This is a genomic window from Pseudomonas sp. GW821-FHT02H09, from assembly GCF_059421425.1.
In genome coordinates, this window is record NZ_JBWKVA010000005.1 from 168,474 (window position 1) to 193,908 (window position 25,435).

General features: G+C 58.6%; 29 protein-coding genes and 1 tRNA gene. 13 read left to right on the forward strand and 17 right to left on the reverse strand.

The features are described 5' to 3' along the window. Window positions 1-35 precede the first annotated feature (35 nt). Complete coding sequence (locus AC07VR_RS08620; protein WP_494994371.1) at window positions 36-788, reverse strand: ABC transporter substrate-binding protein; 753 nt, start codon at window positions 786-788, stop codon at window positions 36-38. A gap of 14 nt (window positions 789-802) precedes the next feature. After that, the gene (locus tag AC07VR_RS08625) at window positions 803-1,576 is read right to left on the reverse strand and encodes an ABC transporter ATP-binding protein (RefSeq protein ID WP_494994370.1); all 774 of its coding nucleotides are present in this window, start codon (window positions 1,574-1,576) and stop codon (window positions 803-805) included. A gap of 555 nt (window positions 1,577-2,131) precedes the next feature. Here AC07VR_RS08625 and gabP point away from each other — a divergent pair. Further along, a complete protein-coding gene (gene gabP / locus AC07VR_RS08630; protein WP_495011019.1) occupies window positions 2,132-3,523 on the forward strand; it encodes a GABA permease in 1,392 nt (463 codons plus the stop codon). Window positions 3,524-3,608: 85 nt separating this feature from the next. On the opposite strand, the gene AC07VR_RS08635 is transcribed toward gabP, so the two are convergent. From AC07VR_RS08635 to AC07VR_RS08655, 5 genes are all read right to left on the reverse strand, one after another. Continuing rightward, a complete protein-coding gene (locus AC07VR_RS08635) occupies window positions 3,609-4,067 on the reverse strand; it encodes a hypothetical protein (protein WP_495011020.1) in 459 nt (152 codons plus the stop codon). Between the two features lie 226 nt (window positions 4,068-4,293). Then, window positions 4,294-4,701 carry a type II toxin-antitoxin system tRNA(fMet)-specific endonuclease VapC gene (gene vapC / locus AC07VR_RS08640; protein WP_495011021.1) on the reverse strand — a complete coding sequence of 136 codons (408 nt, stop codon included), beginning with the start codon at window positions 4,699-4,701 and terminating at the stop codon, window positions 4,294-4,296. After that, window positions 4,701-4,931, reverse strand: coding sequence for a type II toxin-antitoxin system VapB family antitoxin (gene vapB, locus AC07VR_RS08645; protein ID WP_495011022.1), 231 nt, complete (start codon window positions 4,929-4,931; stop codon window positions 4,701-4,703). Before vapB ends, vapC begins: the two co-directional genes overlap by 1 nt. A 181-nt stretch (window positions 4,932-5,112) precedes the next feature. After that, window positions 5,113-5,514 (reverse strand): hypothetical protein, encoded by a 402-nt coding sequence (locus AC07VR_RS08650; protein ID WP_495011023.1) that lies wholly within the window; start codon window positions 5,512-5,514, stop codon window positions 5,113-5,115. Window positions 5,515-5,548: 34 nt separating this feature from the next. Next, complete coding sequence (locus tag AC07VR_RS08655) at window positions 5,549-6,535, reverse strand: alpha/beta hydrolase family protein (protein ID WP_495011024.1); 987 nt, start codon at window positions 6,533-6,535, stop codon at window positions 5,549-5,551. Window positions 6,536-6,815: 280 nt separating this feature from the next. On the opposite strand from AC07VR_RS08655, the gene AC07VR_RS08660 reads away from it, so the two are divergent. Next, the gene (locus tag AC07VR_RS08660; RefSeq protein ID WP_495011025.1) at window positions 6,816-7,271 is read left to right on the forward strand and encodes a carboxypeptidase regulatory-like domain-containing protein; all 456 of its coding nucleotides are present in this window, start codon (window positions 6,816-6,818) and stop codon (window positions 7,269-7,271) included. Between the two features lie 119 nt (window positions 7,272-7,390). On the opposite strand, the gene AC07VR_RS08665 is transcribed toward AC07VR_RS08660, so the two are convergent. From AC07VR_RS08665 to AC07VR_RS08685, 5 genes are all read right to left on the reverse strand, one after another. After that, window positions 7,391-7,466 (reverse strand) — tRNA-Phe (locus AC07VR_RS08665). Window positions 7,467-7,568: 102 nt separating this feature from the next. Continuing rightward, on the reverse strand, window positions 7,569-7,841 hold the full coding sequence (locus AC07VR_RS08670; RefSeq protein WP_494994362.1) for an oxidative damage protection protein: 273 nt from the start codon (window positions 7,839-7,841) through the stop codon (window positions 7,569-7,571). Then, window positions 7,838-8,905, reverse strand: a complete 1,068-nt coding sequence (mutY, locus tag AC07VR_RS08675) for an A/G-specific adenine glycosylase (protein WP_494994361.1) — start codon at window positions 8,903-8,905, stop codon at window positions 7,838-7,840. Before mutY ends, AC07VR_RS08670 begins: the two co-directional genes overlap by 4 nt. After that, window positions 8,902-11,124 (reverse strand): AsmA family protein, encoded by a 2,223-nt coding sequence (locus AC07VR_RS08680; RefSeq protein WP_495011026.1) that lies wholly within the window; start codon window positions 11,122-11,124, stop codon window positions 8,902-8,904. Before AC07VR_RS08680 ends, mutY begins: the two co-directional genes overlap by 4 nt. Window positions 11,125-11,209: 85 nt before the next feature. Further along, complete coding sequence (locus AC07VR_RS08685; protein ID WP_495011027.1) at window positions 11,210-11,608, reverse strand: acetyl-CoA sensor PanZ family protein; 399 nt, start codon at window positions 11,606-11,608, stop codon at window positions 11,210-11,212. Between the two features lie 223 nt (window positions 11,609-11,831). Here AC07VR_RS08685 and AC07VR_RS08690 point away from each other — a divergent pair, with 223 nt between their 5' ends. From AC07VR_RS08690 to AC07VR_RS08720, 7 genes are all read left to right on the forward strand, one after another. Further along, a complete protein-coding gene (locus AC07VR_RS08690; RefSeq protein WP_494994358.1) occupies window positions 11,832-13,493 on the forward strand; it encodes an OFA family MFS transporter in 1,662 nt (553 codons plus the stop codon). Between the two features lie 247 nt (window positions 13,494-13,740). Next, complete coding sequence (gene hisB, locus AC07VR_RS08695) at window positions 13,741-14,334, forward strand: imidazoleglycerol-phosphate dehydratase HisB (RefSeq protein ID WP_494994357.1); 594 nt, start codon at window positions 13,741-13,743, stop codon at window positions 14,332-14,334. Then, window positions 14,334-14,972 carry an imidazole glycerol phosphate synthase subunit HisH gene (hisH, locus tag AC07VR_RS08700; RefSeq protein WP_495011028.1) on the forward strand — a complete coding sequence of 213 codons (639 nt, stop codon included), beginning with the start codon at window positions 14,334-14,336 and terminating at the stop codon, window positions 14,970-14,972. Before hisB ends, hisH begins: the two co-directional genes overlap by 1 nt. Then, window positions 14,973-15,230 carry a DUF2164 domain-containing protein gene (locus tag AC07VR_RS08705; RefSeq protein ID WP_494994355.1) on the forward strand — a complete coding sequence of 86 codons (258 nt, stop codon included), beginning with the start codon at window positions 14,973-14,975 and terminating at the stop codon, window positions 15,228-15,230. It abuts the gene before it with no gap. A gap of 42 nt (window positions 15,231-15,272) precedes the next feature. Beyond that, window positions 15,273-16,010, forward strand: coding sequence for a 1-(5-phosphoribosyl)-5-[(5-phosphoribosylamino)methylideneamino]imidazole-4-carboxamide isomerase (gene hisA, locus AC07VR_RS08710; protein ID WP_494994354.1), 738 nt, complete (start codon window positions 15,273-15,275; stop codon window positions 16,008-16,010). A 9-nt stretch (window positions 16,011-16,019) separates the two neighbouring features. Beyond that, window positions 16,020-16,790, forward strand: coding sequence for an imidazole glycerol phosphate synthase subunit HisF (gene hisF, locus AC07VR_RS08715; protein ID WP_494994353.1), 771 nt, complete (start codon window positions 16,020-16,022; stop codon window positions 16,788-16,790). A gap of 61 nt (window positions 16,791-16,851) precedes the next feature. Next, on the forward strand, window positions 16,852-17,607 hold the full coding sequence (locus tag AC07VR_RS08720) for a substrate-binding periplasmic protein (protein WP_495011029.1): 756 nt from the start codon (window positions 16,852-16,854) through the stop codon (window positions 17,605-17,607). A gap of 116 nt (window positions 17,608-17,723) precedes the next feature. On the opposite strand, the gene AC07VR_RS08725 is transcribed toward AC07VR_RS08720, so the two are convergent. The 4 genes from AC07VR_RS08725 to gpmI form a co-directional block, all read right to left on the reverse strand. Next, on the reverse strand, window positions 17,724-18,506 hold the full coding sequence (locus tag AC07VR_RS08725) for a divergent polysaccharide deacetylase family protein (RefSeq protein ID WP_495011030.1): 783 nt from the start codon (window positions 18,504-18,506) through the stop codon (window positions 17,724-17,726). Window position 18,507: 1 nt separating this feature from the next. Beyond that, a complete protein-coding gene (locus tag AC07VR_RS08730; protein ID WP_494994350.1) occupies window positions 18,508-19,818 on the reverse strand; it encodes a S41 family peptidase in 1,311 nt (436 codons plus the stop codon). A 32-nt stretch (window positions 19,819-19,850) separates the two neighbouring features. Beyond that, window positions 19,851-21,137 carry a murein hydrolase activator EnvC family protein gene (locus tag AC07VR_RS08735; RefSeq protein WP_494994349.1) on the reverse strand — a complete coding sequence of 429 codons (1,287 nt, stop codon included), beginning with the start codon at window positions 21,135-21,137 and terminating at the stop codon, window positions 19,851-19,853. Between the two features lie 136 nt (window positions 21,138-21,273). Beyond that, entirely contained in the window at window positions 21,274-22,803 is a 1,530-nt protein-coding gene (gpmI, locus tag AC07VR_RS08740; RefSeq protein ID WP_495011031.1) for a 2,3-bisphosphoglycerate-independent phosphoglycerate mutase, read from the reverse strand. 152 nt (window positions 22,804-22,955) lie between these two features. On the opposite strand from gpmI, the gene AC07VR_RS08745 reads away from it, so the two are divergent. From AC07VR_RS08745 to secB, 3 genes are read left to right on the forward strand one after another with little or no spacing between them, the layout of a single operon-like run. Then, window positions 22,956-23,369, forward strand: a complete 414-nt coding sequence (locus AC07VR_RS08745; protein WP_494994347.1) for a rhodanese-like domain-containing protein — start codon at window positions 22,956-22,958, stop codon at window positions 23,367-23,369. A 1-nt stretch (window position 23,370) separates the two neighbouring features. Then, window positions 23,371-23,625 carry a glutaredoxin 3 gene (gene grxC, locus AC07VR_RS08750; RefSeq protein WP_007939440.1) on the forward strand — a complete coding sequence of 85 codons (255 nt, stop codon included), beginning with the start codon at window positions 23,371-23,373 and terminating at the stop codon, window positions 23,623-23,625. Window positions 23,626-23,666: 41 nt separating this feature from the next. Beyond that, complete coding sequence (gene secB / locus AC07VR_RS08755) at window positions 23,667-24,152, forward strand: protein-export chaperone SecB (protein ID WP_494994346.1); 486 nt, start codon at window positions 23,667-23,669, stop codon at window positions 24,150-24,152. Between the two features lie 181 nt (window positions 24,153-24,333). On the opposite strand, the gene trmL is transcribed toward secB, so the two are convergent. Beyond that, a complete protein-coding gene (gene trmL, locus AC07VR_RS08760) occupies window positions 24,334-24,789 on the reverse strand; it encodes a tRNA (uridine(34)/cytosine(34)/5-carboxymethylaminomethyluridine(34)-2'-O)-methyltransferase TrmL (RefSeq protein ID WP_494994345.1) in 456 nt (151 codons plus the stop codon). Between trmL and AC07VR_RS08765 the strand changes: the two genes are divergently transcribed. Continuing rightward, a complete protein-coding gene (locus tag AC07VR_RS08765; protein ID WP_495011032.1) occupies window positions 24,788-25,228 on the forward strand; it encodes a hypothetical protein in 441 nt (146 codons plus the stop codon). The two genes, trmL and AC07VR_RS08765, sit on opposite strands and share 2 nt — an antisense overlap. Window positions 25,229-25,435 lie beyond the last annotated feature (207 nt).

A 25,435-nucleotide genomic window follows, 5' to 3' on the forward strand; every position in this document is an offset into this window, starting at 1 on the left:
ACCGCCTGAGGCGGTGCCGGTCGGGCGCGTCAGTATCAATAGATGCTGAACGGGAAGTACTTGTCGTTGATCTTCTTGTAGGTACCGTCAGCCACGATTTCTTTCAGCGCAGCGTTCAGCTTCTCGCGAATCGGGTCGCCTTTGCGTACAGCGATACCGATCTTGTCGCTTTCTTCAACCGGGTCGCCCTTGAACTCATAAGGCTTGCCGGCATCGCTTTTGAGCCACTCATAGTTGACGTACTTGTCTGCCAGGATCGCGTCGACGCGGCCGGAAGTCAGGTCCAGGTAGGCGTTTTCCTGGGTGTCGTAGAGTTTGATCTCGACCGCGTCACCCAGGTGGTCTTCCAGCCAGGTACCGGCCAGGGTCGCGCGTTGGGCACCGATGACTTTGCCTTTCAGAGAGTCTTTGTCGGTCTTGAAGTCGGTTTTGTCTTTGGCCGCGATGAATTGCAGCTTGTTCGAGTAGTACGGATCGCTGAAGTCGACGGCTTGCTTGCGTTCTTCAGTGATCGACATCGAAGAGATCAGGAAGTCGAACTTCTTTGCGTTCAAGGCCGGGATGATGCCGTCCCAATCGGAGGTGACGATGGTGCACTCGGCTTTCATCTTGGCGCACAGGGCGTTGCCGATTTCGACGTCGAAACCGACGACCTGGCCGCTGGCATCTTTATTGTTGAACGGCGGGTAGGCCGCTTCGATGCCCATCTTCAAGGTTTCAGCAGCGGCGGTGGCGCTGAACGCCAGGGTAACGGCAGCGGCCAGGAGGAATTTTTTATAGCTCTGCATTGGGTGTTGCTCCGTTAGCGGTTGCTGGACATGAATTGTTTGCAGCGCGCCGAAAGCGGGTTTTCGAACACCTGCTGTGGCGATCCTTGCTCCTCGATCAGACCTTGGTGAAGGAATACCACTTCACTGGAAACCTGTCGGGCGAAGCCCATTTCATGCGTGACCAGAAGCATGGTGCGGCCTTCTTCGGCCAGCGCGCGGATCACATTAAGTACTTCCTGGACCATTTCCGGGTCAAGGGCCGAAGTCGGCTCATCGAACAGAATGACTTTGGGTTGCATCGCCAGGGTGCGGGCGATGGCCGCGCGTTGTTGCTGACCGCCGGAGAGTTGCGCGGGGTAGGCGTGGCGTTTGTCGGCGATGCCGACCTTGGCCAACAGGGCTTCAGCGATTTCGGTGGCTTCGGCCTTGCTCTGCCCGAGTACGCGGCGCGGCGCTTCGATGATGTTGTCGAGCACGCTCATGTGTGGCCAGAGGTTGAAGTTCTGGAACACGAAACCGATTTCGCTGCGCATGCGGTTGATCTGCCGGCCATCGGCAGCGATCAGCTCGCCGTTTTTCGCAGCTTTGAGCTTGAGCTCTTCGCCAGCCACCAGAATCTGGCCCTGGTGCGGGTTTTCCAGCAGGTTGATGCAACGAAGGAAAGTGGACTTGCCGGAACCGGAGGAACCCAGGATCGAGATCACATCGCCGTCGCGTGCGGTCAGCGAGATACCTTTGAGTACCTCAAGCGTACCGTAGCGTTTATGCAAGTTGCGGATTTCAAGCGCGGGCGTGGCCTCAGCCATGTGCGGTCCTCATGTGTTCTATTGCGCTCCTGCTGTAGGCGGCCGTCCTGGCGAGGCGGCCAAGCTAGCATAGCGTTTGAATGACAGCCAACAGCGCTACGGGGCGCAAACGGGGGGCGTGTGGGGGGTTGTCGCATCGGTGCAGCAGACTGTCGCGCCATCAACAACCGAACACTCGTTTGAACCTTCATCCCGGCGGGTGTCGCGTAAAAAAGGGCGCGATGGTGCCAGCTTTGGCCGGGTGTTGGAAGCGCTATGCAACCAAACGGCCCCACAACCGCCCCTTAATTGTGCGTGGCGTGCTTTGAGAGTGTGTTTTTGGTGCGCCCATTCATTCTCTAAGTGGGTGGACAGGTAACGCTCTGGCTAAATGCCATTAATCTCAATGGGTTGTGATGATTGTCCGATTGCTCTACAGCCCCCGGAAACTGGCGCAATGAAACATTTTGGCGCAGAACTTGCGTAAAAAATAAGGAACGCTCCGTTGGATTCTTTTTACGAGAAAGTCTGCAGACGGAGTGGACTGAATCGCTCTTCATCGCAAAGGTAGTTTCAATGAGCAATACCCAAAGCTCTAATGGCCTCGAACAGGGGCTTAAACCGCGGCATGTGACCATGCTGTCGATCGCCGGAGTCATCGGCGCCGGCCTGTTTGTCGGCTCCGGACACGCCATCGCGGCCGCCGGTCCTGCGGTACTGCTGGCTTATGCAGCCGCCGGTACTCTGGTGGTATTGGTAATGCGCATGCTGGCCGAAATGGCCATTGCTTCGCCGGACACCGGCTCGTTCTCGACGTATGCCGATCGGGCGATCGGTCACTGGGCCGGCTTCACTATCGGCTGGCTGTACTGGTGGTTCTGGGTGTTGGTGATCCCGCTGGAAGCCAACGCTGCGGCAACTATTCTGCACGCCTGGTTTCCCGGCATGGCGATCTGGGCTTTCACCCTGGTCATTACGCTGCTGCTGACAGCGACCAACCTGTGCAGCGTGAAGAATTATGGCGAGTTCGAATTCTGGTTCGCACTGGTCAAGGTCGTAGCGATCATCGGCTTTATCATCCTTGGCGTGCTGGCGATTTTCGGCCTGCTGCCAGGCAGCCAGGTCAGCGGCGTCTCGCACCTGTTCGATACCCAAGGCTTCCTGCCTAACGGCATGGGTGCGGTTCTGGCCGCGATTCTGACCACGATGTTCTCGTTCATGGGCACCGAAATCGTCACCATCGCCGCCGCCGAATCGAAAAACCCGGGTCAGCAAATCTCCAAGGCCACCAACTCGGTGATCTGGCGGATTGGCTTGTTCTACCTGGTGTCGATCTTCATCGTCGTGGCGCTGGTGCCATGGAATGACGCAAGCCTGGCGCAGGTCGGTTCCTACCAGACCGTGCTCGACCGCATGGGTATTCCTAACGCCAAGCTGATCGTTGATCTGGTGGTATTGGTTGCTGTAACCAGCTGCCTGAACTCGGCGCTGTACACCGCTTCGCGCATGCTCTTCTCTCTGGGCAAGCGCGGCGATGCGCCGGCAGTCTCCAAGCGCACCAACAACAGCGGCACGCCTTACTGGGCGGTCATGCTGTCCACCGCAGCAGCGTTCCTCGCGGTATTCGCCAACTATGTGGCCCCGGCTGCAGTGTTCGAATTCCTGCTCGCCAGCTCCGGTGCCATCGCTTTGCTGGTGTACCTGGTTATCGCCATATCCCAGCTGCGTATGCGCCAGAAGCGCATGGCCGCCGGTGAGAAGATTGCCTTCAAGATGTGGCTATTCCCGGGGCTGACCTACGCGGTGATCGTGTTTATCGTCGGCGTGCTGACCATCATGCTGTTCCAGGAAGAGCATCGCGTGGAAATTCTCGCCACGGGTCTGCTGAGCGTTCTGGTGGTCGCAGCGGGTCTGCTGGTGGCGCGTCGTCGCAAGCTCGAGAAGCGTGGGGCGACGGTGTTGAATTGATGGTTGATTCAGTCGCGTAACAAAAACGGCCGCTGTCAGGGATGACAGCGGCCGTTTTTGTTTCCGGGTGCTTTAACGAATGGGTTTACTCGTTCGTTTCCAGAAGCACATCGAGTGCTTTTTTGTAGCTGTCCAGCGCAGTCCCGAAATCTGTTATGACTTCAGGGTCTTCAAGCCAGCGCTGGGCTTGCTCGCGATCAATACCGTCGGCCCACATGCGGTAATCAATCAGCATGTCCGCGGCCAGGTGAGTAGCGGCCATTGCCTCGTTCTCGGCATTTTCCATATCCAGCAGCTCCGGCTGCTCGTCGATAATCTTGCTGAGCGAGATGAGCATTCTTATCAGCATCTCTACGCGACTGGTGGTCTCTTCCGCGTCCTGCATGAGGATGAACATATTCAGGATGTCTTCCGGAATTTGCTCATCGTCCATGCTGGTCGGATCGTCGTACATTGCTATGGGTTTTCTGGTTCCCATGCGCAGTTGCTTGGCTTTGGCCTTCGCGCGTTTGGCGCGTTTCTGTTGTTTGTTCAGGGATGCCATTGGTTTCGGTCGTTTTAAGGAGGGGAAGGAGGGGGCTGTGGCTATTAAAACGCAGGAGTAAAACCCGATAAACCGTATTTTTTGATGGCTGGCTTCTGAGTTGCGGCAACGCATGTCAGTTCAATTCGTGACGCACTGCGTCACAGTTTGAGCGCCCAGGAAAAACGATGGCCCGCAAGTTACGATGAAGGGTTAGCGTCACGCCGCTTACCCTGGCAGCCTGGTTTCAGTAGGAGTTTACCCAGTCTTCAACGCGCAAGCCGCGAACATGTTCAAACTCTCGAAGGTTGTTCGTCACTACAATCAGGCCCTTTGAGCGGGCATGGCCAGCGATCATGTGGTCATACGGACCTATCGGTGTTCCCGCTTCAGCAAGTTCGGACCTGATCATGCCGGTATGCGCAGCTGCTTCATAGTCATAGGGCAGTACGTCAAGCCGGGCGGAGAAACCTTCGATTACTGCCAGATTCTTTTCCGGTGCTGCTGACTTTTCGGCGCCGTAGATCAGCTCCATTAGCGTGACAGCGCTGATGCACAGTTGACCATGGTGACGATTGAAAGCCTCGCGCACGATTTGTGGTTTGTTCTTGATGGTGAAGATGCAGATGTTGGTATCGAGCATGAACTTGATCATTAGAACGACTCGCGCTCCTGATCGGCTGGTTGTTCACGACCGGCCATAAAGTCGGGGCTCACACTTTCTCCGTCGAACCAGCTATCCCAGGCTTCGCCAGCAGGGGTAATGATGCGGGTTCGGCCGATCGCCACGACATCGACCCGCTTCACGTCTTGAGGCATAGCCACTGCTTTTGGCAGTCGAACTGCCTGGCTTCGGTTGCTCATGAAAAGGGTGGTCTGTTCCATTCGATACTCCTCAGCTCTGAATAGCGACAGCAAGCCCAATCATAGAATGCGGATGGGATATGTCATTGGGATATACGTAGTGGCTGGTGAAGAATGGAGCGCATCGTGACACCTTCATAACGAAAACGGCCGCCGTCAGTGCAGACGGCGGCCGTTTTTTGTCGATTTGAAAGCGTTAGCGTTACGGCTTCAGCAATGCGTCTGATGCAGCAACGTAATCGGCCTGGAATTGCGGGCTCTCGATCCAGGCAAGCGCCGTTGTTTCGTCCGCCTCGGTGGACCACTGGCGATACTCGATGAGTGCGGCGAGGATGAAGTCGGTCGCGCCTTCTTCACCTTCTTGCTCAAACACCAGCTCAAGCAGCGGATCCCCCAGGAAAACCGCGCACATCGCTTGCTGGCTGGTGGTTTCGGCGGCGCGCATTTTTTTGAACAGTTCGGTCAAGTCAACCGATTCAAAGTCGATGCGATCGTCATTCGGATCCAGCGCTTCGACTGAGGTGCCCGCGCGTTGAGTCCGGTTCTGTTTGGCCTTGGCTTTGGCGCGGGAGGCGCGCTTGTGTTGTTTGTTCGCGGATGCCATGGGCTTCGTTCCGTAATTCGTTGAAAAGGGCAGGTCAAGCGGGTGCGTGGCGTGGCATTAGCCGCCCGTGTGTACCGGGGGCAAGCTCGCCGTTCTGCAACCAGGACAATGCAATGGGCCATAGTGTGGCTTGGTAAGGGCTGCGAAAAAAGGCGAAATGTCCGACTTCCACTTCGCCGATGTCTTCTGGGGCGATTCGCAAGTGCGTTTTCGTGCTGGCAGTGAAGTAGCCAAGCAGTCGCTCGATGGCTGCGACAGTGCCATAGGGATCGTCGCTGAGGCTGATGGCGAGTGTCTGGGCTGTCACCGTAGAGAATGGCAGTTCGTCGAACATGCGCCCGCTGGGGCGCCTCTCGTACTGTGCGGTCGGGGTGCTCCAGTCCCGGACTACGCCGGCGGGGGTATCTTCCAGCCAGCCCAGGCGCTTGCCGGGAAAGTAGCCGCAGAACATCGTCACCAGCGGCATCAGCAGATGCCACTTGCAGAACATCTGCCAACGGCTGGCGGGGGCATAGTCGCGCCAGTAGGCGAATTGCGCGCCTACGGTCACCAGGCGCCGGATCAGGTGTCCCGAAGCGCCCAGCCCGGCTGCGCAGCCGCCGAAACTATGGCCGACCACATCAATGGGTTGGCCGGGGAACTCCCTGCGTGCGCGTTGCAATATGGCTTCGAAATCGAGCGCGCCCCAATCCGACCATGACGCGTTGAAGCCACGTAACGATGCCGGTCGTGACTCGCCGATCCCGCGATAGTCGTAGACGATGACATCGAAGCCGTGGCCAAACAGGTAATCGGCGAAGCGAAAGTAATGCCGGCAGCGCACCGAGGTGGCCGCGTTGATAATCACCACCGGGCGCTCGGCGTTTGCGTGAAGATGGCGCCAGGTGAATCCGCCAAGCACGAAGCCATCGGCGGCGGGCTCCTTGAAGGAGTCGCAGGGCCCGGTTGTGACCGACGGTCCCGGTGCCTTGGCAACTGGCGACTGCGACGCTGAAGGCGAGGCTGGACTCTGCAGATTCATGGGCACTGGCTCTTTTTCAGGAGAGACGAAAGAACGATCAAGTTGCTCACTATAGGATCGGCTGAAAACATCGGCAGTCTTTTTTCAGCGGCGCCATTGTCCGGTTCATCGACTCCGGCGTTGTGAAGTCTCACGCCCAATAAGCCGAATTTAAACTTTTTAGAATCAGGCGAATCAACAATACAGGGGGAGACTAAACCGGGATGCCGCCGTTTTATGGCATAGCGCTTAGTGGTGGCATCGCATTCATGGGTTCTGTAAGAACCCGGGAGTCGTCGTCATGAAGTCCTTGCGCATACTTGCGTTTTCTGGAGCTGCTGCGGTCATGCTGTCGGGTTTGCCTGCAACGGTATTGCTGGCTGCCAGCGCAGAGCCGATCGATAGTTCGGCAGTGCAACTTGAGCAACAACAGCAAAACGGTATTGCCTATCTGTCAGGCGGTATTGGTCTGGACGAGTCACGGGCCATTCAGCAGGCCAAGGGATACAACCTGCACATGACCTTTTCCACCGGCCCGGGCAATGAATATATCCCTGATGTCGATGTCGCGATTCAGAACATGCAGGGACATTCAATGCTGACGCTGAGTCAGGTCGGCCCTATCGTTTATGTTCAGTTATCACCCGGTAAATATGTCATCGTTGGCACTCGCAATGGTCAAGAACAACGAAGCACCGTTGAAATCAAGGGCGGGGCTGTTCGTGATCTGGTTTTCCACTGGAAAGATGCCAAATAATCGCTGATGCCTGAAGGTCATTAGTAATTCTTCAAAAACTACAGACAACAAAAAACCCGCACCAGGCGGGTTTTTTGTGGGCTGTCACGTGGTTGTAGACACCACATGAAAGCTGAATGTGGTGCCCAGAGACGGAATCGAACCGCCGACACGGGGATTTTCAATCCCCTGCTCTACCGACTGAGCTATCTGGGCAACGGGGCGCATTAAACGGGTTTTTCAGGGGGTCGTCAAGCACGATTTGAAAAAATGTTTAATTATTACCGTCGCTTACGGCCTAAACCTTCTGCGACGGGTTTATTCAGCGGGTGGAACGTAGCCTTCGGCCTTGGCGTAATCCTCGCCGGAAAAGAACTTGTCCATTTCGCCCTGCAGATATTTGCGGTCTTCGGCGTTCATCATGTTCAGGCGTTTTTCATTGATCAGCAGGGTCTGGTGCTTCTGCCAGTCGGCCCAGGCTTTCTGGGAAACGTGGTTGAAAATGTCTTCACCTTTGGCGCCTGGAAACGGAGCGCGTTCGAGGGCGGGCAGTTCTTCTTTGTACTTGCGGCACATGATGGTGCGGGTCATGACAACTCTCCTGCGTTCAATACATCGGCCGCGCGTTTCAGCAGCTTTTTCACCGGGGCGGCAAGGCCCAGGCGCGGCGGGTTGGCGAGGTTATACCAGAGCCAGTCGGCCTCGGCCACGTGATGGCCGAACGTATGGACCTGAACCAGCCAGGGTTCGATAGCCAACTGGAAATGGCTGAAGGTGTGAATCAGGCTCTGCAGTTCGTGATGCTTGCCCAGTTCCAGCGAGTGTTGCAGCGCCAGATGTTCCAGGTCGCCGAGGTCATCCAGCTCCGGCAAGCTCCAGAGACCGCCCCACAGGCCCGTGGAGGGGCGCCGATAAAGCAGAATGGCACCTTCGCGGTTGGCCAGCATCGGCATCAGGGTGCGCTTCTGAGGGACGCTCTTGCGCGGCTTGGGGACCGGGTAGCGAGTCTCCAGGCCAAGCATGTGCGCTTGGCAGCCGCTTTCCAGCGGGCAAAGCAGGCAACTGGGCTTGCTGCGGGTACAGAGCGTCGCGCCAAGGTCCATCATTGCCTGGGTGTAGTTGTTGACCCGGGTATGGGGTGTAAAGCGCTCAGCGTTGGCCCACAGCTGTTTGGCGACCTTGGGTTCGCCCGGGTAGCCCTCTTGCGCAGTAAAGCGCGCCAGCACCCGTTTGACGTTGCCGTCGAGGATCGGCGCGCGCAGGCCCATGCTCAGGCTGGCGATGGCGCCAGCAGTAGACAAACCGATACCGGGCAGCTCGATGAGCTTTTCGACGTCGCGGGGAAACTCTCCAGCGTAGTCGGCAACGATGATTTTCGCGGTCTTCTGCAGATTACGGGCGCGGGTGTAGTAACCCAGGCCGGTCCACAGGTGCAGCACTTCGTCTTCGGGGGCGGCGGCCAGGGCTTCGACCGTTGGCAAGGACGCCATGAAACGGTCGAAGTAGTTCAGCACGGTGCTGACCTGAGTCTGCTGCAACATGATTTCCGAGACCCACACCCGATACGGGGTGATGCCTTGCTGCCAAGGCAAATCGTGGCGGCCGTGGCGGTCGTACCAGTCCAGTACCGCCGTTGAAAATTGCTCGGATTTCATCGTTTGAATAGCCCCTTGAGGGCGTCTTTCAGTTCTGGACTGACTTTATCGCCGAATTTCTCTTCAAGTTTTTCGTTGAGCTTGTCGCCGGCCAGTTTGCTCGCGACTTGGCCCAGGCGATCGTTGTCCAGGCGGCAGGCTTTGGCGCCGAGCTCCAGCGGACCACGGCAGCGCAGTGGCCACTCGATGCCGGCGTAGCGTTGATTGACTTCGCAGGCAGGGTCCGGCATGTCGCTCTTGTCGCCTTCGATGATGACGCCGACGCGGTAATCCATGCCGAGTACCCGCAGATCGATGTCACCGTTACCGTTGACGGTCAGGCCGGGGATGCGCACTTTCAGGTCCGGGTTGCTGGCCACGCCGTTATGCAAGGTCAGGCTGCCCTGGAACTCCCGGAACGGTGTGTCCTTGCCCCGCGGTGCACTGCTGAGGGTTTTGTGATTGAGCGTGGCAATGCCGTGGCAGAGCTGTTGCTCGAGGTTGGCGTTGAGCAGTACGCCATTGTTGATGAGGAAGCTGGTGGTGCCGTTGAGGCTGTCGATCAGCGCCTTCTGGCTGTTACCGCTGCCAGTCAGGTTGCTGTTCAACGTGACCAGACCTTTGACCGGTGTTGTTTTTCCCTGGCTTTCGAGGAGGCGTTCGACCGGTATTTTGTTGATGCGTGTCTGCATGCTCAACAGCGGCACTGGCTGACGTACATCAAGGTTGCCATCGGCTTCGAAGTTGCCGTTGTAGAGGTCGCCGCGCAGGTTCTCGAGTTTGAGCAGACCGCCCTGGCCGGACGCCTTCAGCGCTGCGTTCTGGATCGGCAATTTGTCGAGAGTCAACAGGCCGAAGTTCAGGTCAGCGTCGATATCCAGTTTGCTCAGGCGTTCGACCGGCAGCAGTTTTTCAGTGCTCCAGGCGTCTTTGGTCGGTGCGGCGGGCAGTGGTGAGTTACCAGCCATGGCGGCGGCTTCGCTGCTTTTCACTTCGGCCTGACGGGTCACCGCGGCGCTATTGGCCTCTGCGGATTTCGGCGGCAGGTAGCGATCGGCGTCGAAGGTATCGCCCTTGAGCTGTACGCGCAGCGACAGTTTGGCGAAATCGTCGACCGCGATGCGCCCGGTGAAGGTGCTGCCGTCGAGTTTCAGACTCAGGTCTTCGAGGGCGATACTGGTCGGCGTGCCAGTTAGACGGCTGACCAGTTCGACTTTGCTCAGGCTGCCTTCTGCCATGGCTGGAAGCTTCTGGTCGATGCTGTCGACAAATTTTGCCAGGTCGAACTGGGCAATCGACAGTCCGCCGCTGATTTGCGGGGTCTTGTCCAGATCATTGACCTTGAGCTCGCCCAGTGCACGCAGTTGGTTGGCCGACAGCTTCAGGCCGTTCCATTCGGCAATGTTCGCCGCCATGTCCAGCAGCAACTGGCCCTGGGCGGCGAAAGTCACGATCTTGCCTTGCAGTGGATCGCCAGAAGCTTCGCCGGACAGTTTCATGTCTTCAAACTGATAACGCTTGAGCGCGCGGTCGAAGCGCAGGTCACCATTGAGTTCGGTCCTGACCCGCAACACAGGTTGGTTGCTGCCCAGAAATGCGGTCAGCTTGACCGGGATGTTCGTCCCATCGTGGATCGCGCCGGTGCTCAGCTGAATACTTTCGGCACTGAATTGTTTGCCACTCTGCTCATCAACGTACTCAACGCGAGCGTTGTTCATGGTCAGGCTGTCGATATCCAGGCGAGCCGGCTGGGCAGACTTGTCGGGCGTTGCAGGCTTGGCTTGCGCGGGCTCGCTGGCTGTCGTTGCGCCAGCGTCAGCCGGTGTGGCGACCGGCACGGTCTTGCCAATATCTTCCCAATTGCCGTGGCCGTTCTTGTCGCGACTCAGGCGCAGGTTCAGACCTTCGACGCGGACATCGCTCATTTGCACTTCGCGGCGCAACAGCGGCAACACTCGCACCGACAGACCGAGCATCTGCAGATCGGCGAAAGGTTTGGTCGGGTTGGCCAGAGTCGCGACGCCGGCTTCGTGCAGTTCCAGGCCCAGCCAGGGGAACAGGCTCCAGCCGATATCGCCATTGAGCGTCAGCTCAATATGGGCCTTATCGCGGGCAATCTGGCGAATCTCGTCTTTGTAGTCGTTGGGATCGAAGAAATGGGTCAGAGCGAAGCCCAGAGCCACAATGATCAGCAACAGCCCGAGAATTACCAGACCCAGGATTTTGCCAAACGCTTTCATGGGCGAGTCCTTGTAGTGTGTCGAAATTCGTAAATTAGCCGGGGAGTATAGCGCTCCGATTCTGACGACTGGTCATGGATCGCGACTAGAGCACATCCAGCGGCAGGTGCAGCTTGGCCGCCAGCGCTTGCGCTTGCAGATGCCCCGCAGGTGCCAGTAGACGCAGTTTTGCACCGGTTTGTTCAACCATTCGTTGTGCTTCGCTCACCAGGCGCTCGGCCACACCGCGACGTCGGGTGATTTTTCGTACGCACAATTGAGATAAATGCCAGACATCTTGCTGTCGTTGCAGGCGCGCGGCCCCCAGCAGCCGGTCATTGAAGCGCCCGACGATCAGGGTGCCATCGCGCAAGTTGCTTTCGATCAGTTGCAGATAGTCCTGGAACGGCGCCAACAGCCAGTCCGGGGCGTCGCGATAGATCTTCTGCAGGTCCTGTTGATCCTGATAGGTGGCTTCGTTTAGCGACTCGACAATGATGGGCATGGGATTTCCTTGAGCAGTACAGGAGCAGATGACGCAGAAAAGGTGATGTCAGTTTGGTTTTTCTGTCATGGGCAAATGGTAACCTTTCGCAGTTCGTCCGTCCTTCTGCGACTTGATGTCGCGTTCCAGAAGTTTCACCCGATAAAACGGTCATGCCTGCGTGCACCAAGGCTGTGGGTGAAGGGTGGCTGACGGACCCTATTAATCATTGGGGGAAATATAAATGAGCTCCAGCTCCGAGGCGGGCATTCTCGCCGCCCAGCCAGCGTTTCTGTCTAAAGAACGCATCATTGCCAGGCCCGGTTTCAACCGCTGGCTGGTACCACCGGCCGCGTTGGCCATCCACTTGTGCATCGGTATGGCCTACGGCTTCTCGGTGTTCTGGTTGCCGCTGTCCAAAGCCTTGGGCATCAGCGCTGCGGTGGCGTGCGCGCCGGACATGAGTTTTATCGCACAGGTCTTTTCGGCCAAGTGTGACTGGCCGATCTCTATGCTGGGCTGGATTTTCACGTTGTTCTTCATCTTCCTCGGCTGTTCCGCGGCTATTTGGGGCGGTTGGCTGGAACACGCCGGCCCGCGCAAGGCTGGCGTCGTTTCGGCGTTGTGCTGGTGCGGCGGTCTGATGATTTCTGCGTTGGGTATCTATACCCACCAGATATGGCTGATGTGGATCGGCTCCGGGGTCATTGGCGGTATCGGGTTGGGATTGGGTTATATCTCGCCTGTCTCGACGCTGATCAAGTGGTTCCCGGACAAGCGCGGCATGGCGACTGGCATGGCGATCATGGGGTTCGGTGGCGGCGCGATGGTGGGGGCTCCGCTGGCGGCAGCCTTGATGAGTCATTTCGCTTCGTCAACGGGCGTCGGCGTGTGGCAGAGCTTTCTGGTGATGGCCGCGATTTACTTCGTATTCATGATCGGCGGTGCGCTGTCCTATCGCGTTCCGCCAACCGGCTGGAAACCTGAAGGCTGGACCGCGCCGGCGAAAAAAACGGCCAACGCAATGATTACCCATCGCCATGTGCACGTTAGCGTCGCGTGGAAAACCCCGCAGTTCATTCTGGTCTGGCTGGTGCTGTGCCTGAACGTATCCGCCGGTATCGGCATCCTTGGCATGGCTTCGCCGCTGCTGCAGGAAGTTTTCGCCGGTCAGCTGCTCGGCAATGGCCTGGCATTCGGCCAGCTGGACGCCGCTCAGTTGGGGCAGATCGCGGTCATCGCGGCTGGTTTTACCGGATTGCTGAGCCTGTTCAACATCGGTGGCCGTTTCTTCTGGGCGACCTTCTCGGACTATCTGGGTCGTAAAAACACTTACTTTGTGTTCTTCGCTCTGGGTTTTGCACTGTACGCGTTGATCCCGAACCTCGGTCATCTGGGCAATATTGCGCTGTTTGTGGCGGCGTTCTGCATCATCCTGTCGATGTATGGCGGCGGTTTTGCGACGGTTCCGGCTTATCTGGCGGACCTGTTCGGCACGCAAATGGTCGGCGCAATCCATGGTCGTCTGCTCACCGCCTGGGCAGCAGCCGGGGTACTCGGTCCGGTTCTGGTGAACTACCTGCGTGAGTATCAGCTGAGCATTGGCGTCGAGCGCGCGGCGGCTTACGACATCACCTTGTACATTCTCGCGGGCCTGCTGGTGCTGGGTTTGCTCTGTAACCTGCTGGTGCGTCCGGTGGCCGACAAGCACTTCATGACCGACGCCGAGCTTGCCGCGGAACAGGCGCTGGGTCATGACAAGGGCGCAAACAGCACCACCGTGCTGGAGTGGAAAGCTTCGCCGGGCAGCGTACCGTTGGCAGTTGCCGCGTGGCTGGTGGTGGGCATCCCATTGGCGTGGGGTGTCTGGGTAACTCTGCAGAAGACCGCGGTGTTGTTTCACTAACACCAACCTGTAGGAGCCGAGCTTGCTCGCGATGAACGATGACGGGGTGTGTCAGACGCGTCGCCTCGCGGGCAAGCCTCGCTCCTACAAAAGCTCGCTCAGCGATGAGTGACAGCTTGTCCTGACATGTATATCACTGACAGCACTGTTTTCAGCTCGTCAGTGATATCGTCCTTCGTGTTTCTGTTTGGCGTCCGCAAGCCTATAATGACTGCCTTTTTCGCCCAATGATTTTGCGGAGCTGGTGATGGCCGAACGTAAGGCGTCCGTCGAGCGCGACACTCTGGAAACCCAGATCAAAGCCTCGATCAACCTGGATGGCACCGGAAAGGCCCGATTTGATATCGGTGTTCCTTTTCTTGAGCACATGCTTGATCAGATCGCCCGTCACGGGTTGATCGACATTGATATCGAAAGCAAGGGCGACCTGCATATCGACGACCACCACACCGTGGAAGACGTTGGTATCACTCTGGGTCAGGCCTTCAGCAAAGCCATCGGCGACAAAAAAGGCATCCGTCGTTACGGCCATGCCTACGTGCCGCTCGATGAAGCGCTGTCGCGCGTGGTGATCGACTTCTCCGGCCGTCCAGGCCTGCAGATGCACGTGCCCTATACCCGCGCTACCGTCGGCGGCTTCGATGTCGACCTGTTCCAGGAATTCTTCCAGGGCTTCGTCAACCACGCCAATGTCTCCTTGCATATCGACAATCTGCGTGGGCACAACACCCACCACCAGATCGAGACCGTGTTCAAGGCGTTCGGTCGCGCGCTGCGCATGGCCGTCGAGCTGGATGAGCGCATGGCCGGGCAAATGCCTTCGACCAAGGGCGTGCTCTGATGCAGACGGTCGCGGTTATCGATTACGGCATGGGCAACCTGCACTCGGTGGCCAAGGCCCTCGAGCACGTCGGTGCCGGCAAGGTGCTGATCACCAGCGATGCCAGCGTGATTCGCGAAGCCGACCGGGTGGTATTCCCCGGCGTGGGCGCGATTCGCGATTGCATGGCGGAAATCCGTCGCCTGGGCTTCGACTCGCTGGTGCGCGAAGTCAGCCAGGACCGTCCGTTTCTCGGCATCTGTGTCGGCATGCAAGCCTTGCTCGACCGTAGCGAAGAGAACGATGGCGTTGACTGCATCGGTCTGTTTCCAGGCCAGGTGAAGTTCTTCGGCAAAGGCCTGCACGAAGATGGCGAACACCTGAAAGTCCCGCACATGGGCTGGAACGAAGTGCAGCAGACGGTGGATCACCCGCTGTGGCACAACATTCCCGACCTGGCACGGTTCTACTTCGTGCACAGCTACTACATCTCTGCCGGCAATCCGCGGCAGGTGGTGGGTGGCGGTCACTACGGCGTCGACTTCGCCGCAGCGCTGGCTGATGGCTCGCGTTTCGCCGTGCAGTTCCACCCGGAGAAGAGCCATACTCATGGCCTGCAACTGCTGCAGAACTTCGCTGCGTGGGATGGTCGCTGGTAAATGGCCGTCAAGAAGAAGCCGCCGATCCTGACCCTCACTCCCGAACAGGAGAACGAGGCGAATCACAAGATCAAGCGCTTCATGGAAGATCGCTTCGAACTGAATCTGGGTTCGTTCGAAGCGGCTGAAATCCTTGAGCTGTTTACCCGCGAAATTGCGCCACACTATTACAACAGGGCGATTTTCGATGTGCAGGCGCACCTCAAAGAGAGGTTCGAAAGCATCGAAAGCGACTTGTGGGCGCTCGAGAAAAGCTGATTTCCGAGCGAAGCTGAAAAATCGAATTTTAAGGTTTGCCAGATGCTGATTATTCCCGCTATCGATCTCAAAGACGGTGCTTGTGTACGTCTGCGCCAGGGCCGCATGGAAGACTCCACGGTGTTCTCCGATGATCCGGTGAGCATGGCTGCCAAGTGGGTGGAGGGTGGTTGCCGCCGTCTGCATCTGGTCGATCTGAACGGCGCTTTCGAAGGCCAGCCGGTCAACGGCGAAGTGGTCACCGCGATTGCCAAGCGTTACCCGAACCTGCCGATCCAGATCGGCGGCGGTATCCGCTCGCTGGAAACCATCGAGCACTACGTCAAGGCGGGCGTGAGCTACGTGATCATCGGCACAAAAGCCGTGAAAGATCCGGCGTTCGTTGCCCAGGCTTGCCGCGCCTTCCCGGGCAAGGTGATCGTCGGTCTGGACGCCAAAGACGGCTTCGTGGCCACCGACGGCTGGGCTGAAATCAGCACCGTGCAGGTCATCGACCTGGCCAGGCAGTTCGAGGCTGACGGCGTGTCTGCCATCGTTTATACCGACATCGCCAAAGACGGCATGATGCAGGGTTGCAACGTGTCGTACACCGCAGCGCTGGCCGCGGCCACGCGGATCCCGGTGATCGCCTCCGGCGGTATCCACAATCTGGGCGACATCAAGTCGCTGCTCGATGCCAAGGCGCCGGGGATCATCGGCGCCATCACCGGCCGGGCGATCTACGAAGGCACTCTCGATGTTGCCGAGGCGCAAGCCTTCTGCGACAGCTATCAAGGCTGAGGACTCACCATGGCGCTGGCCAAACGCATTATCCCTTGCCTGGACGTCGACAACGGTCGTGTGGTCAAGGGCGTCAAGTTCGAGAACATCCGTGATGCCGGCGACCCGGTGGAAATCGCCCGTCGCTATGATGAGCAGGGTGCCGACGAGATTACCTTTCTCGACATCACCGCCAGCGTCGATGGTCGCGATACCACGTTGCATACCGTCGAGCGTATGGCCAGCCAGGTGTTTATCCCGCTGACCGTCGGTGGCGGTGTGCGTACCGTGCAGGACATCCGCAACCTGCTGAATGCCGGCGCGGACAAAGTCTCGATCAACACTGCAGCGGTATTCAATCCTGAGTTTGTGGGCGAGGCCGCGCAGCATTTCGGCTCGCAATGCATCGTCGTCGCTATCGACGCGAAGAAGGTGTCAAAGCCTGGCGAAACCCCACGCTGGGAAATCTTCACCCACGGTGGGCGCAAGCCGACAGGCCTGGATGCGGTGGAGTGGGCGAAGAAAATGGAAGGCCTCGGTGCCGGTGAAATCCTGCTGACCAGCATGGATCAGGACGGCATGAAAAACGGCTTCGATCTGGGCGTCACCCGGGCCATCAGCGATGCCTTGGGGATCCCGGTGATTGCGTCCGGCGGTGTCGGTAACCTGCAGCATCTGGCGGATGGCATTCTTGAAGGCCACGCCAGCGCGGTACTGGCGGCGAGTATCTTCCACTTTGGTGAATACACCGTACCGGAAGCCAAGGCCTACATGGCGCATCGCGGCATCGTGGTTCGATAAGCTGGACAGCATGGCGGGCTCACGGCACTCTTGGGCACGCCATGGATTCCGGTAGCTCGTCATGTTTAAACGTTTTTTCCTCGTACTCGCCAGCGCTTGGGTGTTGCTCACTGGCGCCGCTCACGCAGCAGACAATACCGACACCTCTCTGGTGTTGCTGACGGAAAACTTCCCACCGTACAACATGGCGAAGAACGGTAAAAACTTCGCTCAGGACGAGAACATTAACGGTATCGCGGTGGATATCGTCCGCGAAATGTTCAAGCGCGCCGGAATCAACTACAGCCTGACCCTGCGCTTCCCCTGGGAGCGAATCTACAAGCTCGCTCTGGAAAAGCCGGGATACGGCGTGTTCGTCATGGCGCGTCTGCCGGATCGCGAAAAACTCTTCAAATGGGTTGGCCCCATCGGCCCGGACGACTGGATCATGCTGGCCAGGGCCGACAGCAAGATCACCCTGGAGTCGCTCAACCAGGCACGCAAATACAAGATCGGCGCCTATAAGGGTGACGCGATTGCCGAGACCCTGACCAAGCAAGGTATAGCTCCCGTGTTGGTCCTGCGCGATCAGGACAACGCGAAGAAGCTGGTTCACGGCCAGATCGACCTCTGGGCCACCGGCGACCCGGCCGGTCGCTACCTCGCGCGACAAGACGGGGTGACCGGGCTCAAGACCGTGTTGCGCTTTAACAGTGCCGAGCTTTATCTGGCGTTGAACAAGAATGTGCCGGATGAGGTGGTGGCGAAGTTGCAGGCCGCGTTGGACCAGCTGCGCAAGGAAGGCGTGGTCGACGACATCATGGCGCGGTATCTCTAACCTTCACGCTGATCGTTCCCACGCTCTGCGCGGGCATGCATCCCGTGACGCTGCGCGTCACAGTGGGCGCGGAGCGCCCATGGCTGCGTTACCACGCGGAGCGTGGGAACGATCTATTAGCGATACACCCCATCTTTCCCATGCCCCACCGTCGCCTTGTTCCCGCGCAGGCTGATCATCAACTTGATATCGATCCACTCGATGCCCTGGGCCTTGAGCTTGGGCAGTTCGCGTTCGAGTACGGCGAGGGTTTGCGGGTAGGGGTGGCCGATCATCACCGCCGAGCCCTGTTTGCGGGCCAGGCTGATTGCTGTCTGCAACTGGGTAGTGATGGCTTGTTCGGTGCGCTCATCGTCGAGAAACACGTCTCGTGAAACGCTCGCCAGTCCAATCTTCTGCGCCTCGGCGGCGGCCACGGTTTTAGCGCTGGTGCGGCTGTCGACGAAGAATTTGTGCCGACGCTGCAATTCGGCCATCAGCCAGGCCATGGCCTTGGTTTCTGCGGTCATGCGGCTGCCCATGTGGTTATTGATACCACTGGTATAGGGAACGGCCTTGAACGCGGCATTCAGGCGCTTTTCAAGCTCTTCTATGGGGAGGTCGGGATGCCAGGCAAACGGGCCGGTGGCCGGGTCCATGGGCATGTGCAACATGACGATCTTGCCAGCGCGGTGAGCTTCGCGGGCAAATTCGGCAGCATGGGGAGTGTCGGGCATGATCGCAGTGGTCACCGGCCCTGGAAGCGCCAGCACTCGGCGATCCCGTGGCAGGTTTTGCCCGAGGTCGTCGATGATCAGGCTCAGGTAAGCCTTGTGCGGGGCTGCCGTCGTTTCGGCGGTTGCTGCATGAGCAGCACCCGCCAGACCCCACAGCAGACTGAGGATGAGCGCAAAGCGCATCTCAGTGGCCGCGGGTGATGCTCAGGCCTTTGAGCAGGCTCAGGGCCTGGGCCAGCTGGTAGTCATCGTCCTGCAGCGATGGCTGCTTGGCTTTTGCGGAGGCCCGGGTTGGCTTGTCGGCGCCGCCGTTGCCATTGCCCAGGTGACCTTGCAGATCAGCTTCCTTGAAGTATTCGCCGTCTTGCTCGTTGGTGATTTTGGCTTTGCGCACTTCGATGTCCGGCACGATGCCTTGAGCCTGGATCGAACGACCGTTCGGGGTGTAGTACAGCGCGGTGGTGATTTTCAGCGCGCGGTCATTGTTCAGCGGCAGTACGGTTTGCACCGAGCCTTTACCGAAGCTGGTGGTGCCCATCAACACAGCACGTTTTTGATCTTGCAGGGCGCCGGCGACAATTTCCGAAGCCGAGGCGCTGCCACCGTTGATCAACACCACCATTGGTACGGCTTCGCTTTCGTCTTTACCGGTCGCGGAGAAACGCAGTTCGGAGTTGGCGATGCGGCCCTTGGTGTAGACAATCAGGCCCTTGGTGATGAAGTGGTCGACCACTTCAACAGCCGATTGCAGCACGCCGCCCGGGTTGTTGCGCAGGTCCAGGACGATACCGCTGAGCCGCTTGCCGTTATCCTTGCGCAGCTTGGCCAGGGCCTTGGAGACCTCCTCGCCGGTTTTTACCTGGAACTGGGTGATGCGGATGTAACCGTAGCCGGACTCGAGCAATTGGCTCTTCACGCTTTTGACCTGAATGGTGGCGCGAGTCAGCGTCACGTCGAACGGTGTGCCGCCGTCGCGAACCAGGGTCAGGGTGATTTTCTGGCCGATCTTGCCACGCATTTTGTCGACCGCTTCGGTCATGCTCTGGCCGCGAGTCGGCTGGCCGTTGATCTTGACGATAAAGTCGCCGGCCTGAATGCCTGCTTTGGACGCTGGAGTATCGTCGATCGGCGAAACGACCTTGATGAAGCCGTCTTCGGCCCCGACTTCGATGCCCAGGCCACCGAATTCGCCGCTGGTGCTTTCCTGCAAATCAGCGAAGTCTTCCGGGCCGAGATAGGCCGAGTGCGGGTCAAGGTTGCTGAGCATGCCCTTGATGGCGTTTTCCAGCAGGGTCTTGTCGTCTACGGGTTCGACATAGGCGGCCTTGATCCGGTCCATGACTTCGGCGAAAGTGCGCAGCTCATCGAGTGGCAATGGAGCCTTGGTGGTCGCGGCCGTTGCCACCGCAGCGGCTTGGGCGGCAAACGCGTGAGGCGCACCGATCACAATGGCGATCGTCAGGGCCAGCGAGGTTAGGCGGGACAAATGCAGCATGTCGAACAAACTCCTGAGATTAGGTAACGCGCTTATCCTTGCGCACGGCACCATTGTGCCGGATCACTCGGGTGACCCTGCTGACGAATAGCGAAATACAGCGCTGGCGTGTCTTGCCCGCCACTGTTGCCGACAGTGGAGATCGACTCACCGGCTTTTACAACATCACCAGCGGCTTTAAGCAGCGTCTGGTTGTGACCATAAAGGCTCAGAAACCCGTTGCCATGGTCGAGAATGACCAGCAACCCGGCCCCTCGCAACCAGTCGGCGAACACCACGCGACCGCCATGTACGGCGTGCACCTGGCTGCCGGCGGAGGCGCTGATCATTACGCCGTCCCACTTGGTGCGGGCATCATCGCCACGGGTTTCACCAAAACGCGCAAGCAGTCGACCATCAACCGGCCATGGAAGTTTGCCGCGCGCTGACGCAAAAGGGCCGCCGTAGGAGGCTCCAGCACTGGAAACCAAGGGGCCGGGCGCGGCTTTAGCCGGTTTGTGCGGGCTCTCGTCGGCAGCCGCCTGGGCCTCACGCAAGCGCTTTTTTTCGGCTTCTTGCTGGGCGATCAACGCTTTTTGCCGCGCTTCTTCTGCCTCGCGGGCCTGACGGGCCAGAGTTTCTTCGATGGTTTTGAGTACTTTAGACAGGTCCGCTTGATCCTGCTCGCGGGCTTGAAGCTTCTGGTCGCGAGCCTTCACATCGTCGTTGAGTCTGGCCAATGCCAATTGGCGTTCTTTGCGGACTTTGTCGAGTTCGTCGCGCTGGCTGTCGAGGCTGCTTTTCTGCACCAGCAGTTGGGCTTGCTGCATGGCGATGTCCTGCTCGACGTTGGCCAGTTGGCGCAGGGTTTCGTTGAAATTCTTCAGCTGCTCCAGGCGTGCCTGGCTCAGGTAGTCGTAATAGGTCAGGGTCCGGGCGAACTTTTCCGGGTTTTGTTGATTCAGCAGCAGCTTCAAGTATTCCTGACGGCCGTTCTGGTAGGCGGCTCGGGCCTGAATAGCGATCAGTCGTTGCTGTTCAATGCGCGCGCTCTGGAGTTTTTTTTTCTCTTCATCGAGTCGCTGCAGCTCGGATTCGCTTTTTTTCAGCTCTTTCTGCAGGGTTTCGACCTGTTTCTCCAGTTTGCCCATCTCGGTTTCGGTGCCGCGCAGTTCTTTCTGCACGCCGGATTTTTCCTCCTGCAGTTTGCCGAGGAGTTTTTTCAGCTCAGTAATATCCTGACGCGTGGCGTCCAACTGTTGTTGGGTTTGCGCGCGCTCATCGGCAAAGGCCGGTTGGAGCAGGCAGGTCAGAGCTAGGGCAATCAGGGCGCGAAGCATAGAGGCGGGCGACACCAGGGAAAGGGACAGCCTAGTATGCCCGCCGCGGACCGCAAAAAAAACGCCCCGAAGCTAACTGCTTTGAGGCGTTCGTCATAAAAAGCCGTTTATGGCCTTTGATTGAGTCGTTTTACTATCAGACTAGTATCGAAGTGCCAGTCATTTCTTCAGGTTGCTTGAGACCCAGCAGTTTGAGCATGGTCGGCGCCACGTCGGCCAGTACCCCGCCTTCGCGGACTTTAAGGTCGCGTTTGCCGACATAGATGAACGGTACCGGCTCAGTCGTGTGAGCGGTATGGGCTTGACCTGTGGTCTCGTCCGACATCTGCTCGACGTTGCCGTGGTCAGCCGTGATCAGTGCCTCGCCGCCGACCTTTTCCAGTGCCTCGACAATCCGCCCAACACACAGATCCAGGCATTCAACGGCCTTCACTGCTGCCTCGAACACGCCGCTGTGACCGACCATGTCACCGTTGGCATAGTTGACGATGATGACGTCGTAACGCTGGTTTTCGATGGCGTCGACGATTTTGTCGGTGACTTGCGGCGCGCTCATTTCAGGTTGCAGGTCATAAGTCGCGACTTTCGGCGACGGGATCAGGATGCGCTCTTCGCCCGGGAAAGGTTCTTCACGGCCGCCAGAGAAGAAGAAGGTCACGTGGGCGTACTTCTCGGTCTCGGCAATGCGCAGCTGAGTCTTGCCGTTTTTTGCCAGGTAATCGCCCAGCACGTTTTCCAGGCTGCCCGGCGCAAACGCCGACGGTGCTGGAATGCTTGCCGCGTATTGAGTGAGCATGACGAAACCGGCCAGTTTCGGCTGGCGGGCGCGTTCGAAGTCGTTGAAGCCGTCTTCGACAAACACCCGGGTGAGCTCGCGAGCGCGGTCGGCGCGGAAGTTCATGAAGACCACGGCATCGCCGTCTTCGACCTTGACCGGCGTACCAATGGTTGTGGCTTTAACGAATTCGTCGCTCTCGCCGCGTTCGTACGCAGCTTGCAGGCCTTGCTGAGCAGTGGCCGCGTTGAATTCACCCTTGCCGTCGACGATCAGGTCGTAGGCCTGGGACACACGGTCCCAACGGTTGTCGCGGTCCATGGCGAAGTAGCGGCCAATGATGCTGGCGATCCGGCCCTTGCCAAGGGTTCTGAAGGTTTCATCAAGCAGTTCGATTGACGATTGGGCGCTTTTTGGCGGAGTGTCACGGCCGTCGAGAAAGGCGTGCAGGTAGATTTTCTCCGCGCCACGCTTGAACGCCAGCTCGGCCATGGCCACCAGGTGGTCCTGATGGCTATGCACGCCGCCTTCGGACAAGAGTCCGAGCAGATGCACCGCTTTGCCAGCGGCCACGGCTTTATCTACCGCAGCGCAGATGGTCGGATTTTCGAAAAACTCGCCGTCGCGGATCGATTTGGTCACTCGGGTGAAGTCCTGGTACACCACGCGGCCGGCGCCAAGGTTCATGTGGCCGACTTCCGAGTTGCCCATTTGGCCGTCCGGCAGGCCGACGTCCATGCCTGAGCCCGAGATCAAACCGTTCGGGACAGTGGCGCACAGACGGTCAAGGACTGGCTTTTTGGCCGAATAGACGGCGTTGTGTTCTTGGCTTTCACTGTAACCGAAGCCATCCAGAATCATCAGGACCAAAGGTTTAGGCGTGGTAGTCATAGATTCCACTCGTGGCTGGATTGAAAGAGGCGATGGAAAAGGGAGTGGCAGTTTAAAGCTAAGTTCCGACCGCGTCACCGCCGGGCGGGGTGTGGTCGGCCAAGGCGGCTGTGTATACTGGCCGACATTTTAACGCCCTGGAACCTCCTTCGATGGTTGCTCACCTGATTGAATTTGCCACTAACCACTATCTGCTCGTCGGTATCTTCGTCGTACTGCTGGCGTTGCTGATCGCTTATCAGATGCAAGGCGGCGGCCGCAGCCTGAGCACCGGTGAACTGACCGGGCTAGTCAACAAAGACGCAGGCGTGGTAATTGACATTCGTCCGACCAAGGATTTCGCCGCCGGTCACATCGTAGGCGCGTTGAACATTCCTCAGGACAAACTGACCGCTCGCGTCGGTGAACTGGAAAAGCACAAGGCCAAGACCATTATTCTGGTCGACGCCATGGGCCAGACTGCCGGCACTCATGCCCGCGAACTGATAAAGGCCGGCTTCACCGCCGCCAAGCTGTCCGGTGGTATTTCCAGCTGGAAAGCCGACAATCTGCCGCTGGTGAAGTGATATGAACAACGTCGTCGTCTATTCCAGCGATTACTGCCCTTATTGTTCGCGAGCCAAGTACCTGCTCGAGAACAAAGGCGTAGCCTTCGAAGAGATCAAGGTCGATGGCAAGCCGCAGGTGCGTGCCGCGATGGCTCAGAAGGCCGGGCGTACGTCCGTGCCGCAGATCTGGATCGGCAGCACCCACGTTGGCGGCTGTGATGATTTGTTTGCCCTGGAGCGCGCCGGCAAGCTCGACGCCATGCTCAAGGCTTGAATTCCTTACCCTACAAGACCCGAGATCAGAAAGGATCCGAGATGACTGACCAACAGAACACTGCAGCTAGCGAAGAAGAAACCGCACCGCAATTCTCCCTGCAGCGCATCTACGTGCGTGACCTGTCCTTCGAAGCCCCGAAAAGCCCGGCGATCTTCCGCCAGCAGTGGGAGCCGACCGTTGGTCTGGATCTGAACACCCGTCAGAAGGCTCTGGAAGGTGACTTCCACGAAGTCGTGCTGACCCTGTCGGTTACTGTGAAGAACGGTGAAGAGGTCGCGTTCATCGCTGAAGTGCAACAGGCCGGGATCTTCCTGATCAAGAACCTGGACGACGCTTCGATGAGCCACACCCTGGGCGCGTTCTGCCCGAACATCCTGTTCCCGTATGCTCGCGAAACCCTGGACAGCCTGGTGACTCGCGGTTCGTTCCCGGCCCTGATGCTGGCTCCGGTGAACTTCGACGCACTGTACGCGCAAGAACTGCAACGCATGCAGGCCGCCGGCGAATCGCCGACTGTGCAATAAGCGTTCGATGTTGACGAAAAAAGCGCCGTTACAGGCGCTTTTTTCATGGGGCTGGAATACGTGGCTCGATCATTCCCATGCTTTGCGTGGGAATGCCTCAAGGGACGCTCCGCGTCCAGTGACGCAGAGCGTCACGGGCTGCATTCCCACGCAGGAGCGTGGGAACGATCAGGATGTGTGGTTATTTGAAGCCGAGCTGCCGCCAGCCTTCGTAAACCGCCACGGCGACGGTGTTCGACAGGTTGAGACTGCGGCAGCCTTCACGCATCGGCAGGCGCAGTCGTTGTTCGGCCGGTAGGGCGTCCAGTACGTCGGCGGGCAGGCCACGGCTTTCCGGGCCAAAGAGAAAAGCATCACCTTCGGCAAAGCTGGCATCGTGAAACGGCCGCGAACCTTTGGTGGTAAAGGCGAACAAGCGCGGCTGGCCGAGGCTTTCCAGGCAGCTGGCGAGGTCGGCATGGCGTTGCAGGGTGGCGTACTCGTGATAATCGAGACCGGCCCGGCGCAGGCGCTTGTCGTCCATCTCGAAGCCCAGGGGCTCGATCAAATGCAGGTGGCAGCCACTGTTGGCGCACAGCCTGATAACGTTGCCGGTATTCGGCGGAATTTCTGGTTGAAATAGGATGACGTGAAACATGCACGGCTCCGAAGGTAAAGATGGGCTGCATTCTACGCCTGAAGCAGACCCGCAGCCGAAGCTATTACTGCGGGTGCTCGGCTCTTTGGCGATTGTCGGCGTGATGGTCGGGCTGATGATCGGTCGCCTGACGGCGCCGGATCCCACTGAGTTGCAGCAGGTGGAGGTTGTCGCTGACGGCCTGGTGGTGTGGTTCAACAATGAGCCGAAGATCCACGGTGAACATATCGACGGGACCGTCGCGCTATTGTTCGACGCGACGGGCAGGGCTCAGAACGGCCGTCTGAAGGTCAACGACAGGAGTGTGAACTGGCGGGTAAGGGCTGCGGATGCGGGATTGTTACTGAATCTGGTGGCGGCCCGACCGTTGCGTGGTGAGTGGGCTGGTGCTGAGGTGGACGGGCGCTGGCGGCTGGAGATCCATCTCCGGGAGGAATAAAAGAGGGAATCCCCGGCCTGCCTGTACCAAGGTTCCCGAAACCGGGTGGGGCTCGTCGCTGTCTGCGTCATGAGCCCCAGGTGTAAAGAGGGGAATCCCCGGCCTGCCTGTACCAAGGTCCCCGAAACCGGGCGGGGCTCGTCGCTGTTTGCGTCGTGAGCCCCAAGTGTAAAGAGGGGAATCCCCGGCCTGCCTGTACCAAGGTCC